The sequence below is a fragment of the Camelimonas lactis genome (genome assembly GCF_004342915.1).
Lineage (GTDB): Bacteria > Pseudomonadota > Alphaproteobacteria > Rhizobiales > Beijerinckiaceae > Camelimonas > Camelimonas lactis.
The window spans coordinates 35596-50918 of the sequence record NZ_SLWL01000011.1; the positions used below are offsets into that span (position 1 = coordinate 35596).

Annotated in this window: 14 protein-coding genes; 3 read left to right on the plus strand and 11 right to left on the minus strand. The window is 68.8% G+C overall.

The features are described from left to right. Nucleotides 1-108 precede the first annotated feature (108 nt). Nucleotides 109-1536 carry a hypothetical protein gene (locus tag EV666_RS12530; protein ID WP_132008401.1) on the minus strand — a complete coding sequence of 476 codons (1428 nt, stop codon included), beginning with the start codon at nucleotides 1534-1536 and terminating at the stop codon, nucleotides 109-111. A gap of 53 nt (nucleotides 1537-1589) precedes the next feature. Continuing rightward, nucleotides 1590-2882, minus strand: a complete 1293-nt coding sequence (locus EV666_RS12535; protein ID WP_132008404.1) for an adenylosuccinate synthase — start codon at nucleotides 2880-2882, stop codon at nucleotides 1590-1592. A 216-nt stretch (nucleotides 2883-3098) separates the two neighbouring features. On the opposite strand from EV666_RS12535, the gene EV666_RS12540 reads away from it, so the two are divergent. After that, nucleotides 3099-4064: a DMT family transporter gene (locus tag EV666_RS12540; RefSeq protein ID WP_132008407.1), complete on the plus strand. Its 966-nt coding sequence runs from the start codon at nucleotides 3099-3101 to the stop codon at nucleotides 4062-4064. Between the two features lie 15 nt (nucleotides 4065-4079). Here the strand turns inward: EV666_RS12540 and EV666_RS12545 are convergent, their stop codons facing one another. From EV666_RS12545 to EV666_RS12565, 5 genes are all read right to left on the minus strand, one after another. Further along, nucleotides 4080-4601 (minus strand): PaaI family thioesterase, encoded by a 522-nt coding sequence (locus tag EV666_RS12545; protein ID WP_132008410.1) that lies wholly within the window; start codon nucleotides 4599-4601, stop codon nucleotides 4080-4082. Between the two features lie 227 nt (nucleotides 4602-4828). Then, nucleotides 4829-5542: a L,D-transpeptidase gene (locus EV666_RS12550; RefSeq protein ID WP_132008413.1), complete on the minus strand. Its 714-nt coding sequence runs from the start codon at nucleotides 5540-5542 to the stop codon at nucleotides 4829-4831. Nucleotides 5543-6039: 497 nt separating this feature from the next. Beyond that, nucleotides 6040-6840 (minus strand): crotonase/enoyl-CoA hydratase family protein, encoded by an 801-nt coding sequence (locus EV666_RS12555; RefSeq protein ID WP_132008416.1) that lies wholly within the window; start codon nucleotides 6838-6840, stop codon nucleotides 6040-6042. A gap of 149 nt (nucleotides 6841-6989) precedes the next feature. Then, nucleotides 6990-8141: an acyl-CoA dehydrogenase family protein gene (locus EV666_RS12560; protein WP_132008419.1), complete on the minus strand. Its 1152-nt coding sequence runs from the start codon at nucleotides 8139-8141 to the stop codon at nucleotides 6990-6992. A 126-nt stretch (nucleotides 8142-8267) separates the two neighbouring features. Beyond that, the gene (locus EV666_RS12565) at nucleotides 8268-9326 is read right to left on the minus strand and encodes an acyl-CoA dehydrogenase family protein (protein WP_132008422.1); all 1059 of its coding nucleotides are present in this window, start codon (nucleotides 9324-9326) and stop codon (nucleotides 8268-8270) included. Nucleotides 9327-9708: 382 nt separating this feature from the next. On the opposite strand from EV666_RS12565, the gene EV666_RS12570 reads away from it, so the two are divergent. Further along, complete coding sequence (locus EV666_RS12570) at nucleotides 9709-10275, plus strand: PaaI family thioesterase (protein WP_245514410.1); 567 nt, start codon at nucleotides 9709-9711, stop codon at nucleotides 10273-10275. A 10-nt stretch (nucleotides 10276-10285) separates the two neighbouring features. Here the strand turns inward: EV666_RS12570 and EV666_RS12575 are convergent, their stop codons facing one another. From EV666_RS12575 to EV666_RS18265, 4 genes are all read right to left on the minus strand, one after another. After that, on the minus strand, nucleotides 10286-11002 hold the full coding sequence (locus tag EV666_RS12575; protein ID WP_132008428.1) for an MgtC/SapB family protein: 717 nt from the start codon (nucleotides 11000-11002) through the stop codon (nucleotides 10286-10288). Nucleotides 11003-11168: 166 nt separating this feature from the next. Then, entirely contained in the window at nucleotides 11169-11891 is a 723-nt protein-coding gene (locus EV666_RS12580; protein ID WP_132008431.1) for a hypothetical protein, read from the minus strand. A 32-nt stretch (nucleotides 11892-11923) separates the two neighbouring features. Continuing rightward, the gene (locus EV666_RS12585; protein WP_280990839.1) at nucleotides 11924-12484 is read right to left on the minus strand and encodes a sigma-70 family RNA polymerase sigma factor; all 561 of its coding nucleotides are present in this window, start codon (nucleotides 12482-12484) and stop codon (nucleotides 11924-11926) included. A 266-nt stretch (nucleotides 12485-12750) separates the two neighbouring features. Then, on the minus strand, nucleotides 12751-13086 hold the full coding sequence (locus EV666_RS18265) for a hypothetical protein (protein ID WP_207906410.1): 336 nt from the start codon (nucleotides 13084-13086) through the stop codon (nucleotides 12751-12753). An 818-nt stretch (nucleotides 13087-13904) separates the two neighbouring features. Between EV666_RS18265 and EV666_RS12595 the strand changes: the two genes are divergently transcribed. Then, on the plus strand, nucleotides 13905-15284 hold the full coding sequence (locus tag EV666_RS12595; RefSeq protein ID WP_132008437.1) for a S8 family peptidase: 1380 nt from the start codon (nucleotides 13905-13907) through the stop codon (nucleotides 15282-15284). The last annotated feature ends 39 nt before the right edge of the window (nucleotides 15285-15323 follow it).

Here is a 15323-nt window from a genome sequence, read left to right on the forward strand (position 1 = left end):
GCGCCAGTCACATCGAGCGCGCGGGCGGGGCCGATGCCTCAAACCCGGCCCGGATCAGGGCCGCCTGAGCCTTTCAGGGCCGGATGGGCCTGTCGCCCCGTCCGGGGCTCAGTTGGCGGCGCCCCAGCTTTTGAAAGCCTCGGCGATCACCCGGTCACCGGTCGCGCCCTTTTCCAGAGCGATAACAGCGCGGCGACCATTGTCATACCGCACCGGCAGGTCGATCCATGGCCGGTTGCGGATCAGGTCGATATTGCGCTCCACGTCGTTGGGCAGGTTCGACAGCCCCACCAGGAACACCGACTCCGACACCGCCACCGGCAGGCCGGCGAGCGGCACGCCGCGGGCGTTCTCCTCGGTCTTGAACTGGGGAACGCCAACGTCGCGGATCACCCGCCCGTCACCGGTCGCGCCTTTCCTGAACGTCAGCTCCATCAGATGCGACGCCGGCAGGGCTGCATCCGTATTGCGACGCAGGGTGATCTTGAGATCAAGCCCGGCCTCCGGAATGGTGACGTCGGCGCGCACGACGTTCTCGAGCGGCTGGTTCTGGCCCGGGTTCTCGGAATCGAGCCGCCAGGTCACCGTGCCCTGAAAAACCTTCGGGGTCTGTGGATTGTCCGGCGTTTCCTCATACAGGATGGCGCGCTGGACCCCTTCGGCGGTCTGGCCCTGTTGGGCCGCCCCGCCCTGCTGCCCGGCCGGCGCCCGGCCCGCATCGACCCGCTGGCCGAACTTCTGTTCATTGCCCGCGTCCGGCGCGGCGGCGACGGGCGCCTCCGTTGGCTGCGGCGTGGGCTGGTTCACCTTGTTGGCCCAATACGCGACGCCACCGACGCCCGCCAGCGCCACCACCAGCAAGGCGCCAATCAGGGCGTTGCGGCGTCCCTTGCCGGCGGGCTTTTGCGACGGGGGGCGCAGGCGCGTCTCGTCAACCGCCGGCGCCCCGTCAGGCGCGACGCCCGATGGCCCGGCCTTTGAGCTGCCCGTGGAAGCGGGCTCCCGGCCTGCTCCGGCGCTGGCCTGCGGCGCGCCATTGGCGGGACGGATGCCGGTGTGGCCAAGCTGCGACGCCGGTTTCGGCGCGGCGGACGCAGACGAATCGCCCATGGCGGGCGCGGCGTTTGAAGAAGCGCCGCCGGCCTGGGCCCCGGAGGTCTGAGCCCCGGAAACCTGGGCCCCGGAAGCCTGGACCCCGGAGCCTTGAGGCGTGGGAGCTTGAGGCGCGCGGGACGCGGAGCCTTGCGGAGCAGGGTTCTGCGAAGCGGCGGGAGTGGACGGAGCTGACGCCGCCGGAGCCGGCGAAACGGCGGGCGGGGACGCTGGCGGTTGCCCACCCTTGCCCTCTGCGCCCTGCTCACGCTCGATGCGGGCGATCACATCATCGAGCGCGGCCAGCTCATGGGCGATGTCCGCCTCTGGCAACGGCGGGTCCATGCCCCGCAACTGGGCGAGAAGCACATCCCTGGCGCGCGCAAACAAAGCGTTGCGCGCTTCAGGGGTGTTGTCCGGCAGGCCGCGGATGGCCCGATCCAACAGAGGATAAAAGTCCGCCATGGCTGCTGGAATCGCTCCCGCCTGTCAGGTTGTCAACCTTCGAATGGATTATGCACCAATATGGTATCATCCCGCTCCGGGCTGGTCGACAGAACCGCAACCGGCGCGCCGACAAGCTCTTCAATGCGGCGCACATACTTCACCGCCTGGGCCGGAAGCTCCGCCCAGCTGCGTGCGCCGGCGGTTGATTCGGACCAGCCCTCAATCTCTTCATACACCGGAATCACCCGCGCCTGCTCGGCCTGGCCGGCGGGCAAGTGATCGATTCGCCGGCCGTCCAGATCATAACCCACGCAGACGCGGATCGTCTCGAAGCCGTCGAGAATATCGAGTTTGGTCAGGGCAAGACCGTGGATGCCGGAGGTGCGGACGGTCTGGCGCACCAGCGCCGCGTCGAACCAGCCGCAGCGGCGCTTGCGGCCGGTGTTGACGCCGAACTCCCGGCCGCGCACGCCGAGCAGTTCGCCGATCTCATCGTTCAGCTCGGTCGGGAACGGGCCGCCGCCGACGCGGGTGGTGTAGGCCTTGGCGATGCCCAGCACATAGCCGATGGCCGAAGGGCCAAGGCCGGAGCCGGTGGCGGCCTGGGCGGCGACGATGTTGGAGGAGGTGACGAACGGATAGGTGCCGTGGTCGATGTCGAGCAGCGCGCCCTGGGCGCCCTCGAACAGGATGCGGCGGCCGTCGCGGCGCATGGCGTCGAGGCGGGCCCAAACCGTATCGACGAACGGCAGAATCTTCGGCGCGATCTCCGCCAGCGACGCGATCAGCTCGCGGCCGTCGATTTCGGCGATACCAAGCCCGCGACGCAGGGCGTTGTGGTGGGCCAGCAGGCGCTCCACCTTGCCAGGCAGGGCGTCGATGTCGGCCAGATCAACGACGCGGATGGCGCGACGGCCAACCTTGTCCTCATAGGCCGGGCCGATACCGCGCTTGGTGGTGCCGATCTTCAGGCCTTCGGAGGCATTCTCGCGCAGCTCGTCCAGCTGGCGGTGCAGCGGCAGGATCAGCGTGGCGTTGTCGGCGATCTTGAGATTGTCCGGCGTGACGGCGACGCCCTGACCGGTCAGCTTGGCGATTTCCTCAACCAGGTGCCACGGGTCGACGACGACGCCATTGCCGATCACCGACAGCTTGCCCTTACGGACGATGCCGGAGGGCAGCAGCGCCAGCTTGTAGGTGACGCCATCGATCACCAGCGTGTGGCCGGCGTTATGGCCGCCCTGAAAACGCACGACAACATCGGCCTGCTCCGAGAGCCAGTCGACGATCTTGCCTTTTCCCTCGTCGCCCCACTGGGCGCCCACCACCACGACATTGGTCATCGCGAACTCTCTGATATCCCCGATCGTCAAACGGGCCGCCATCCGACAGGCCCGACAGCAAAAAACCCCGGCGCAAGGCCGGGGTCTTGCACCTCCCTTTGCTCCATTCGCGCCGGAAGGTCAAGGGCGACACGCTGTCCGGCGCCCGCCTGCGACGCGGACGCGCCCATACAAAGGCCCATGGCGCCGGCGCCGCGACTGTGCCACGTTCGGCGCATGTCAGCGCCCGCAAACGCTCCCTCTCCGTCGCCGCTTCACCGTCTGGCCTCCGGCCTTTACGGCAACGGCCCCGTGCTGCTCGCGCTCACCACATTGATGTGGGCTGGCAACGCCGTCGCCAGCCGGCTGGCTCCAGGGCACCTCTCGCCCATGCTGATGACCTGCGTACGCTGGATGGTGGTGCTGGCGATCGTGCTTGTGCTGTTCCGGCGCAGCATCGCGCGCGAATGGCCGGTGCTGAAGCGCAGCTGGCCGACGGTGCTGTTCCTGGGGGCGATTGGCTACACCATCTTCAACGCGCTGTTCTACGCGGCGGGGGCGTACACCAGCGCCATCAATCTCACCCTGTTCCAGAGTTGTCTGCCGGCGCTGATTCTGGTCGGCAGCTTTCTGGTGTTCGGCGTGCGGGCGACATGGATCCAGCTGCTGGGCCTGGCGCTGACCATGGCGGGCGTGGCCGTCGCCGCCAGCCATGGCGATCTTTCCAGCCTGAAGCAGTTACGGCTGAACTTCGGCGACATCCTCACCATGATCGCCTGCGTGCTCTACGCCATCTACACCATCGGCCTTGGCAAACGCCCGGCGGTAAGCGGCCAGACCCTGTTCGCCGGCATGGCGGCGGCGGCGTTTCTCACCTCGATCCCCCTGCTCGGCTGGGAAATCGCCAGCGGCCGCGTGATATGGCCTACCGATGCGACCGGCTGGGGCATCCTGATGTTCATCGCGATCTTCCCCTCGCTGATCTCGCAGATGTTCTACATGCGGGCGGTGGAGCTGATCGGCGCCGACCGGGCGGCGGTGTTCCTCAATCTCACGCCGGTGTTCGGCGCGATCATGGGCGTCGTCATTCTTGGCGAGCGCTTCGGCGTCTACGAAGCCGCCGCCCTGGCGCTGGTGCTGGGCGGCATCTTCCTCTCGGAAAAGCTTGGACGGCCGAGGCAGGCGGCCGCCAGGCCGGCCTGAACTGCTTTCCTGTCCTCAGGACTTGAGGCGCATGCGCTCCACCATCTCGGGCGTCGCCGCGCCTTCGCGAAACACGGCGCTGGCGCGCAGCACCGTCTCGCCGTCGCAGGTGAGGATGCACTGGGCGAACAGGGTGCGATCGACGTTGCGCACCACTTCGGTGCGCCCCTCCATCCAGCCGCCGAGCTTGCCGGCGCCGAGGAAGTCGCAGGTCAGCGACACGGTCATGTGGAAGCCCTGCAGGTCCTCCTGATGCTTGCCGGCGATCGCCATCTGGATATCAGCGAAAGTCAGCAGCATGCCGCCATGGCAGATGCCGGCGACGTTGCAATGCTTCGGCTGGACATAAAATCCCAGACGCAGCTGACCGTCGGCGATTTTCATCGCGAAGGGACCGGTGAGCGCGAGGAAGTCCGTCTCCGTGCCGACGCGGAGCGGCCGGAAGCCGGGCGGCAGCGCCCGCCCGCCCGCGGGGGCGGCGGAAACGGCGGAGGCGACGGGGGAATGTGCGGATGGAGCGGTCGTCAAAGCGGTCATGGCGCCGCCCTACCCGCCCGCGCCGCCCTGGTCAACATGCGCAAATGGCAGCCCTGGCAGGTAAAATCCGGGCGCCATCGCGGCGCGCGGTTGCTCATGGAGCGAGGACTGGAAAAGGGCGGCCGCCGCGCGCGCCAGCGCCAGGACGCCCACGACAACGCCCGGAAGACCATGGCGGTCCTCCGGGCGTCGGAACTGTCAGGAGGTCAGGCAGGCAGCCGGGCCGCTCAGCCTTCCGCCGCGGCCACAGCGTCCGGCACAGCCTCATCTTCCACCGGGCCGGTGGGAACCGGGCCGTCGTATTTCTTCACCACCACTTTGGTTCCGACGGGAACCTGGCTGTACAGGTGGATGATGTCCTGGTTCAGCAGACGGATGCAGCCGCTCGACAGCGACAGGCCGATGCTGCCCGGATCATTGGTGCCGTGGATGCGATACAGCGTGTCGCGGCTGCCCTGGAACAGGTACAGCGCCCGGGCGCCCAGCGGATTGTCGGGGCCGCCCGGCATGCCCTTCGCCCACGGCCGCGCCTTGGGGTCGCGCTTGACCATGGCTGCCGGCGGCGTCCACACCGGCCAGGAGGCCTTGCGGGCCACGGTCGCCCGGCCGTTCCAGCGGAAACCGGCGCGGCCAACGCCAACGCCGTAACGGATGGCGCGGCCGCCAGGACGGACCAGATAGAGATAGTGCGCGCCAGGATCGACCACGATCGTGCCCGGCTGCTCGGTGGTGTCGTAATCCACCTCGCGCCGCAGGAAGCGGGGATCGATCTGGGTCAGGTCAACGGCGGCGACCGTGAAGCGGCCATCGTCGATTTCCTGGTAAATGCGGGCGTAATAGGGGTCGACGGGCGGCGGCGCCGCGAGCTCCGGGCGGCTACGGTCCGTACAGGCAGCCAGAAACACCGGCGCGGCCAGCAAAAAACGTCGACGATCCATCATGTCATTCAGGTCCCGGGAGGCCACGCGCCGGTGAAGGCGGATGGCCGGAATTGAAAAGTCAGAAACCGGAGAAGCCAGTAGAAGCGACGCCACCGCGACAGGGCCGCAGGAAGCCGCTCCATGTGGTTTCCCGTCTTGTGATTGGGCCGCTCTCCGCGGAAAGCGGAACAGCGACCATGGCGACGACGCGCCGTCGTGAATGCATGCGATCCCAAGCCAATAAGGCGAGATTGCGTTGAATATTCCCGAACAACGGTCGCCAGATACGGACAGTGGCGAAAGCGCAACAGCCGCAACGATGGCCGGGGGGGCCTGAAACGGAAGCGTAAAACGTTGTATTTACAGTTGCTTTAAGCCAGCCGCCCGGCGGGCGCGCCGCAGGCCGGGGCGCCCACAAAAAAACCCCGGCTTGCGCCGGGGCCACATGCGCCGCGTGCGGCGAAATTCAGGCTGCGCCGGCGGGGCGCACGCCAGGCCTCGCCGTCGCGTCCCCTGATTCACTGGCCGGTGAAGGTCGGCTTGCGCTTTGCCAGGAAGGCGGAAATTGCCTCGTCGTGGTCGGCGGTGGCGTGCGACAGCGCCTGATAGGCGGCCGACAGGTCGAGCAGGGCCGGCAGCGAAGTTTCCTGACCCTTGCGGATCAGCGCCTTGGTCATGCGCACGGCGTGGGGCGGGTTGGCGGCGATGCGCAGCGCCAGGCTCTTCGCCGCCTCCAGCAGGTCGGCGTCTGGCACCACCTTCGAAACAAGGCCGATATCGAGCGCTTCAGCGGCGTCAACCATGTCGCCGGTCAGGGCCATTTCACAGGCCTTGGAATAGCCGACGACGCGCGGCAGCAGCCAGGCGCCGCCATCGCCGGGAATGATGCCCAGCTTGACGAAGCTCTCGGCGAATTTGGCGCTCTCACCGGCGATGCGGATGTCGCACATGCAGGCGAGGTCGCAGCCGGCGCCGATGGCGTGGCCATTGACGGCGGCGATCACCGGCACTTCCAGTTTGTCGAACGCCAGCGGAATGCGCTGGATGCCCAGCTTGTAGTTGCGGCGGGTCTGGGCCGGCAGCTTGTCGGACAGGCCGCCCGCGCCGCTCATCTTCTTGACGTTGCCGCCGGAGGAGAAGGCAGTGCCGGCGCCGGTGAGCACGGCGGCGCGCACGCTCATGTCGGCGTTCATGCGCTCGCAGGCGTCTTCAAGAGCGGTGATCATCTCTTCCGACGAAATGGCGTTGCGCACGTCGGGAAGATTCATGGTGAGGATGACGAGCGGCCCTTCCTGGGCGTAGTCGAGCGGCGATTGCATCGCGGATCTCCTGGATGCGGAAAAGTTGTTGGGAATGGCGCTGGCTTGCGGGCCAAAGCGCTGCCAGCGGGCTGGTCCGCTGGCAGCGCCATGTCTTTGAACCGACGCGCCTTTTCAGGCGAGCCGGCGTCCACTTCGCCTGAAGCCGCCTAGCGCAGGCCGAGGCCGCGGGCGATCATGCCGCGCAGGATCTCGCGGGTGCCGCCGCGCAGCGAGAACGAGGGGGCGTTCAGCACGGTATGGGCCAGCACGGCGACGAAATCGCTGGTGGATTTCGTGTCCGGCTCGGCGGCGATGAGCTGGCGGGCGATCTCGGGGATCTCCTGCTCCACCAGCGCGCCGAGGTCCTTGACCAGGGCGGCCTGGATCGCCGGATCATCGCCGCGTTGCAGCATGCCGGCCACCGAGCGCGACAGGCGGCGCAGGGTGTAGATGTGGGCGACCAGCCGGCCGATGGCGATCTTCGCCGCCGGCGAGGGATCAGGCCCCAAAGCGCGCACCAGCTCCACCAGCAGGGTGAAGGAGGACAGGAAGCGCTCCGGCCCGCTGCGCTCCAGCGCCAGTTCGCTGGTCACCTGCTTCCAGCCGTCGCCCGGCTTGCCGAGCACGGCGCTGTCCGGGATGAAGGCGTCGCGGAACACCACTTCGTTGAAATGATGCTGGCCGGCCAGGTCGTAGATGGGGTTGATCTGGACGCCGTCGGTGGCCTTCAGGTCCACCAGCATCTGGGTCAGGCCCTCGTGCCGGTTGGCGGTCGGCTCGGCGGTGCGGCAGAGCAGGATCATGTAATGGGCGATGTGGGCGCCGGTGGTCCAGACTTTCGTGCCGTTCACCACCCAGCCGCCGTCGGCCTTCACCGCCTTCGTGCGCACCGAGGCGAGGTCCGAGCCGGTGTCGGGCTCGCTCATGCCGATGCAGAAATAGCAGTCGCCGGCGGCGATGCGCGGCAGGATCGACTGCTTCTGCTCTTCCGTGCCGGCCTTGAGGATCAGCGGGCCGCTCTGGCGGTCGGCGATCCAGTGGGCGGCGACCGGCGCGCCGGCGGCGAGCATCTCCTCCAGCACCACATAGCGCTCAAGGGCGCTGCGTTCATGGCCGCCGTACTGCTTCGGCCAGGTCATGGCGATCCAGCCTTTGGCCCCCATCTTGCGGCTGAAGGCCGGGTCGGCGCCATTCCAGGAATCCGCCTTCTTGAAAGGCGGGCGATTGGCCAGTTCGGTTTTCAGGAACGCGCGCACTTCGGCGCGGACGCGTTCGGCTTCCTCAGAGACTGGCGGCGGGGCGAAACTGAGCGCTTCCATGGCTCAACTCCTTCTGGAGCATTTTCGGCAACGGCGGACCGCCTGTCGCGAAAATGCATCAAATCAAAGAGACAGGGCCTATCCTGTGAACCGGAGCTCACCGGATTGGCGCCAAAAGGTTGGCTGTCAGGCGGCGGCGGTCAGCATGGCCCACAGGCCGTCAGCGCCGGCGGCGACGGCCTGGTCGCCCAGTTTCAGCTCCCAGAAGGCGTCATTGCCGAATTCATCGCGCCACGACCACAGCCGCTGGGTGCTGAAATGCAGCGCGTGCTCGGCGGTGAAGCCGATGGCGCCGTGCACCTGGTGGGCGATGTTGCAGGCGATGGAGGCCGCCTCGCCGGCGCGGGCCTTGGCCGAGGCGATGGCGATGGAGCCAGCGCCATGTTCCGCATGGGCGATGGCGGCGTCGGCGGCGGCGGTGGCGGCGGCGGCCTGGCCGGCCAGGGTGGCCAGATTGTGCTGGATGGCCTGGAACTTGCCGAGCGGCTTGCCGAACTGGCTGCGCTCCAGGGCGTATTGCACGGAGAGTTGCAATACGGTCTGCAGGGCGCCGGCCATCTGGGCGCTGCGGGCGGCGGCGGCCATGGCGTAGACGTCGGCGGCCTGGCGCGTCGTCAGCTTCGCCGCCTGGGCCGGCGCCTCGTTGAACGCCACGTCGTCGCGCGGTTCGTGGGCCAGATTGGCCGCCTCCGCGATTTTGCAGTCAGCCAGCGCAACTTGCGCCAGCAGCGGTCCCTCAGCGGTTTCGGCGATCACCGTCACGCCGCCGGAGGCGAAGCGCGCATAGGGAACGCGGGCGACCGCGCCCGTGATGAGCCAGCCGTCGCCCTTGCGGACAGCGCGCAGGGTTTCGCCGGGGCGGGGAATGGCGATGGTCAGCGGCGCGTCGGGAACCACAACGCCCGCCTCGCCGAGCAGGAACCCGGCGATGAGCGTTTCAGCCAGGGGCGCGGGGACGGCGTTCGCGCCAGCCGGAACCAGCAGGGCCAGGGCGTCGGCAAGCTCGGCGCCGCTGCCGCCAGCGTCCTCGGCGACGGCGGCCTTGGTCAGGCCGGCCTCAACCATGGCGTCCCACAATTGCGTCTGGAACGACCCCGCCGCGGCGGCGCGGAGCAGGTCTGGCGTGCAGTAGTCCCTGAACAGCCGGCTGGCTGTCTCGACGAACATGTCGCGCATGTCGCTCATCGAGAATCCTCTCTACCTGAAACGTTTCCAACCCTTTGAAGCGGAAACGCTTCATATTTTTCATTCTGGCGCAAGGTTCCGGCGCGAAGGCGGGGCGTCGCCATGGCCGGACACGGCTCCTGGTCACGCGGGGGGAAGCCGCGCTTGGCTTTCTCTATCGCGGCTCAGCACAACAAAATCTACCCCCCCGGACGTGCAGACGACGCAGCGCCTTCCCGCGCTGCATGTGCGGAAAGCAGATTTGCGCAGCCCGCCGACGCGCCGTCCCCAGGACGTCGCAAGCTGGTTCCGCGCAGCCGCCACATGCTCTATGCAAACGCAACATTAACGGGCGCGGCCCGCGTCCGGCAGAAAACAGCCGCAGGGAGGCAGCATCGTGGGCATGCAGAGCGCGTTGGCGCCAGAATTTCAGATCGTCGCGGACGCGGCTGGCGAGACGCCCTGGCGCGTCGTCGCCGGCGGCGCCACCATCGCCCGTTTCGCCACGGAAGCGCTGGCCATGGCCTGCGCCGACGCGCTGGAGTCGGCGGAACTGGAAGCGGCCATGCCGCCGCCGGGCGAGGGCTGGGACATGATCCGCAGCCGCGGCTTCACCCGCCACGCCGGCCCGATCTGGCATCGCCATGACGAAAAGGGCCTGGTGTTCGGCTTCCGCGCCCTGCCCAAGCACCGCAACCGCAACGGCGTCATCCACGGCGGCATGATCATGACGTTCATCGACCGCATTCTCGGCGTCGCCATCACCGAGAACAGCGCCGCGCGGCCGCACGCCACCATCCAGCTCGACACGCATTTCGTCAGCGGCGCCAAAGTGGGCGAGTTCGTGGAGGGACGCTGCGAACTGGTGCGCGCCACCAAAGCGGTCGCCTTTGTCTCGGCGACCGTCACGGTTGGGGAGCGCATCGTGGCGAAAAGCCAGGGCATGTGGAAGCTGCGCGAAGCCGGCTAACCAGTCATTGTCAGTCGCTGGCGCTGCTCTCCCAGGCGGCGTGCAGCACGCCTGGTTCGGCCTCCAGCGCGTTGACCACGGCTTCCATTTCCTCCGGGTCGACGGAGTTGCTGGCCAGCACGGCGATGAGATCAACCGTGCCGTTGCCGTGGGGCGTCTCGCGGACGTCGGCGATGGGGTAGTAGGCGTCTTTCAGCCGCTGCACCACCAGTTCGCGGATCGGCCCGACGTCGGCGCGCGTGGTGGTGACGGTGACCTCGATGGTCAGCTCGGCGCTCTGCTCATCCACCGGGATGCGGTTGATGGCGTTGACCAGGGGCCGCAGCAGGGTGTTGCCGGCGACGACGAAGATGGTGATGAGCAACGCCTCCGCCAGCAGGTCGACGCCCGCCGCCGCGCCCACCGCCGCCGAACACCAGAGCGTGGCGGCGGTGTTGAGGCCGCGCACGTTCATCCCTTCCTTCATGATGACGCCGGCGCCGAGGAAGCCGACGCCGGACACCACATAAGCGATCACCCGGAGGGACTCCCTGTCGCCGGCGATGCGGGCGGCGACATCGACGAAGGCGGCGGCGCCGACAGCGACCAGCACATTGGTGCGCAGGCCGGCGGATCGCAGCCGGAACTGCCGCTCGACACCGATGATGGCGCCGCAGATGAAGGCGGCGAGCAGGCTGACCACCGAATCCAGAAACGGCAGCAACGCAAAGGTCTGGATGAAACGCATGCCGGGCCAACTCCTGTACGCGCGCCGGGAACCCGCGCCCGTTACGACAATTTCATGACAGATATGCGTCAGCCGCGGCGCCCCAGGATTATGTTCTGGCAAAATGAGCCATTTCCCGGCCCGCAATGCAGCCGACAGGCGGGCTTGCCGGGCTGGATCACCCCGGCTATTCCGGCAGCACCGTGGCGAAAACCCCGGGGCTGGCCTGGAGCTTCCGCATCGCCGCCTCTTTCCCCGCCGCGTCGGCGGCGATGCGCAGCCGCCACAGGTCGCCGGGCTTGGGACCATCGACGATGCGCATGCCGTTGTCCCGCAGCCATGCCGCAACGGCGGTCATGGTGACGCCGGGAGCGAAGCGCGCCAGCACATGGACGCCGCCCGGCTCCACCGGCGCGGAGGCGGTGACATAGACGTCCGGCCGGTTCCGGCCCGACGCCAGATGCGCCAGCAATCCGGCCTGGACGACGGCCAGCGCCGCGAGGCCAGCGACGGCGTAGCCCATGGCGCGCGGTGTGATTGCGGCGGCCAGGCCCACCAGCCAGGCGCGCAGGCCGCCGCGCAAGCCTTCCTGCCCGCCGGCCGCGACGCTGTCGTGATTGCCCTGATAAGCTGCGCGGCCTGCCGGCGTTGCGGCGATGTCAGCGTCGATCATGGCGAACAGCCGCTCGCGCGTCGCGGACGATGGCGGCGCGATGCTGTCATTGAGCAACACGGTCTGGCCGCGCTCTTCCTCGATCAGGTCGAGCCGGCGGCGGAATTCGGCGTCGCCGGCAAGGCGCGCCTCGATGCGGCGCGCCTCCTGCGGCGACAGTTTGCCGGCGGCGTAAAAGGGCAGCAGCAGCTCCAGATCATCATCCGGGGGCTGCGCCGCCGCTGACGCGGATGTCATGGCAGGCTCCCTGGTTGGCTCCCTGTCGGTCATCATGGCCATCCCCGGTCGACGCCCGCTTCGGCGAGCAGGCCCGCCAGGCGCTTGCGCGCATGGAACAGGCGGGTTTTGACGGTGTTGGCCGGAATGCCCAGAACGCGCGCCACCTCATCGACACCCTGCTCATGATAATAGACCAGGTCGATGACCTCGCGGTGCTCCAGGCTGAGCCGGCCGAGACAGGCGCGCATGATCGCCGCCTTGTCGGTTTTTTGCGCGACGACCTCCGGGTCGTCGGCGTCGTCTTCCAGGGTTTCCGCGAAGGCGTCGTCCAGCGGCGCTGTCGTGCGCCGCCGCAGGTGCGACAGCGCCTTGAAGCGGGCGACGCCGAGCAGCCAGGTGGTGGCGCTGGAGCGCCCCTCGAAGGTCCCCGCCTGGCGCCACACGTCCAGAAACACGTCGCTGACCAGTTCCTCCGCCGTCGCCTCGTTACGCACCATACGAACGAGAAAACGGAAAACCCGCAAATGGTGACGCTGGTACAGCGTCATCATCGCCGCTTTGTCGCCCCCGGCGATGCGCCGGATGATCTCCCCATCCGCGTGCGTGTCCACGGCGCCCCCCAGCCCATGCAGACCGGACGTCCCCCGCCTGGATGACGTCCAGCCCCTGCGCCGGACGCGCCGGCCTGCGTTGCGGCGACTGGCGCGAAGCCGTTCCCCGTCGCTGAGCATCCCCGGCGGACGCGGCCACGGTCAAGCCCTGAAACGGGCTGGACCAGCGCCCTGCCCCATTGGCCCGGGCGCCGGACCGGGGCGCCCACCATCATGCGGTCTCCACCGCGAGGCGTTGCCGCCGGGAGGCGCGCCCTGCCCATGCCTCAGTAGCAGCGGCGGCGCCAGATAATCTCGCCCCAGGGCGTCACATGCTGGCGCATGACGCAACGCGGGCCGCGCCAGTAGCCATAACGGGGGCCGTAATAGGAGCCATGGCGCCAGCCGGGATGACGATGGCCCCAATGCGGGCCATGCCCATGACCGTGGCCATACCCATGACCGTGGCCGTGACCATGACCATGACCGTGGCCCGGCCGGGCGACCGCCGCATCGGAGGTGATCATGACGCCGCTGGCCGCGGTGAACGCCAGGCCAGCGGCCACGAGCGCCGCGCGGATGGTTTTGCCGGCGGTAACGGCGTTGAACAGGTTCCTCAACATGGCTGCTCTCCCTTGCAGGATCCTCTGTCGGGAAACGGTTCTGTCTCCCTTATGGCCATGGGTCGCCACGGAAGCGGGATCGGTTCATTCTCCGGGTGATATTTTTTGGTCACGCGCCATGCGAACGCCCGTTTGAACCAGACTGGCGCCAGGCGCGACACAGGTTCGCTGGCCTTCAGAAACACGCATTCCAGGGCCATGAGCCCCACGAACTTCCTTTGCGTCAGCAAAAACGCACGATCGTGGGACATCAGGCCCTATTCCGGCCAGGTTTGGCGGAACGGCGCCGGCGCCAGCACGACGGCAGCGACGGATAGCGGACCGGAACCGCATCGCGCTCCGCAACTTTCACTTTCGGCGCTCCCCGGCGCGATGATGCGCCGGAAGCCGGATCATGACGGGTAACGGACATGTCTTTGGATATCCGCCGGGCCGGCGTCGGCCGCCGCATCGCAACATGGATCGTCGCGCTCCTGGTCATGGCGCCGTTCGCTCAGGCGCAGTCCCAGCCGGACTGGCGACACGACAGAAGCCGAAGCCAGGACCAGGCGCGCGGCCACGACCACGAATCCTCCGGCCGCAGAAACGGCGGCCGGGCGGAACACGGTAACGGCGGAAGGGCGGAGCACTGGCATGGCCCCCATGGACGTGGAAACTGGCGGGGGCCACGTGATAGCTCACAGGCTTACGGGAACACCCGCCCGCGCCCGCCTGAAGCCTGGCGTGGACGGCCGCGCCCGCCCGCGCCCCACCACCACGACCCACGGCCCCGCCCCTGGCCCGGCGCCTATGGTCCGCCGCCTGCGTATCCGCCCGACATGATTCCCGTTCCCTATCCGGCGCCCTATCCAGCGCCGATCTATATGGATGAGGGCGAAGCGGACGGACTTCCGGGGCCGCAACCGCGTCGCCGCGCCCCGGCGCGGCTTGCGCCGGAGAAAGCCGGGCCGCGCGCCAAACCACCGCAGCGCCGGCCACCGCCCGCCGCCCCGCCAACAGCGCCAGCCAGGGCCAACAGCGGCGTTCCCCCGGCGGGAGAAAGCCGTTTCGTCGCCCGCGAGGTGCTGGTGACGCTGGCGGCGGACGCGGAGCCGCTCGCCCGTGATCTGGCGCGAACCCAGCGCCTGCGACTGCTGGCGACGCGCCCGCTGGCGCTGACCGGCGCGCTGCTGGTCCGCTACCGGATCCCGGATGGGCGAACGGTGGCCGCCGTCATCACCGCGCTGGAAGGCGACAGCCGGGTGCGCGCGGCCCAGCCCAACTATCTCTACACCCTGATGCAGGCGTCGCCCCCGTCTCAGGGCGGCCTCGCCGCCGCGCAGTACGGCCTGGCGCGGTTGCGGGCGGGCGTGGCGCAGCTGAACGCCAAAGGCGTCGGCGTGCTGGCCGCGGTGATCGATTCCGGTGTCGATGGCCAGCACCGGGAACTGGCCGGAACAGTGACCCAATCGGTTGACGTCACAGGGGCCAGCGCGGCGAAACCGCCGGCCGAAGCCCACGGCACCGCCATCGCCGGCGTCATCGCGGCGCGCGACCAGATGAGCGGCGTCGCCCCTGGCGCGCGCATCGTGGCGATCCGGGCCTTCGCGCCGCCATCTGGCAAGGGCGGCGCCAACCGGAGCGGCAGCCTCGGCTCGTCCCAGGCTGTCATCCTGGGGCTGGAAGCCGCCGTGCAGGCGAAGGCGCGGGTGGTGAACATGAGCTTCGCCGGACCGCGCGACCCCTTGCTGTCGGAAACGCTGGCCGCCGCGGCCGCCAAAGGCGTGGTTCTGGTCGCCGCCGCCGGCAATGACGGCCCTGACGCGGCGCCGGCGTGGCCGGCCGCCGACCCCCATGTCATCGCCGTCACCGCCACCGACGCCAATGACCAGCGCATCGCCGCCGCCGGTCGCGGCGATCACATCGCCATCGCGGCCCCCGGCGCCGACATCATCGCCCCGGCGCCCGGCGACGCCTACCAGTTCAGCACGGGCTCATCGATGGCCGCCGCCCATGTGACCGGCGCGGTGGCGCTGCTGCTGGAGGCAGACCCGGCGCTAACGCCCGCCGGCGCGCGCCAGATTCTGACGGAAACGGCAAAGGACCTTGGTCCCGCCGGGCGCGACGCCGACACCGGCGCTGGCCTTGTCGATGCGGCGGCGGCGGTGGCGGCGGCGAAGAAAATTACGGCGACCGGGCAAGCGTCGCCAGCGCCGTGAAGCGCCACGCCCCGTCAAAGCATTGCTCAAGGCCGGAAC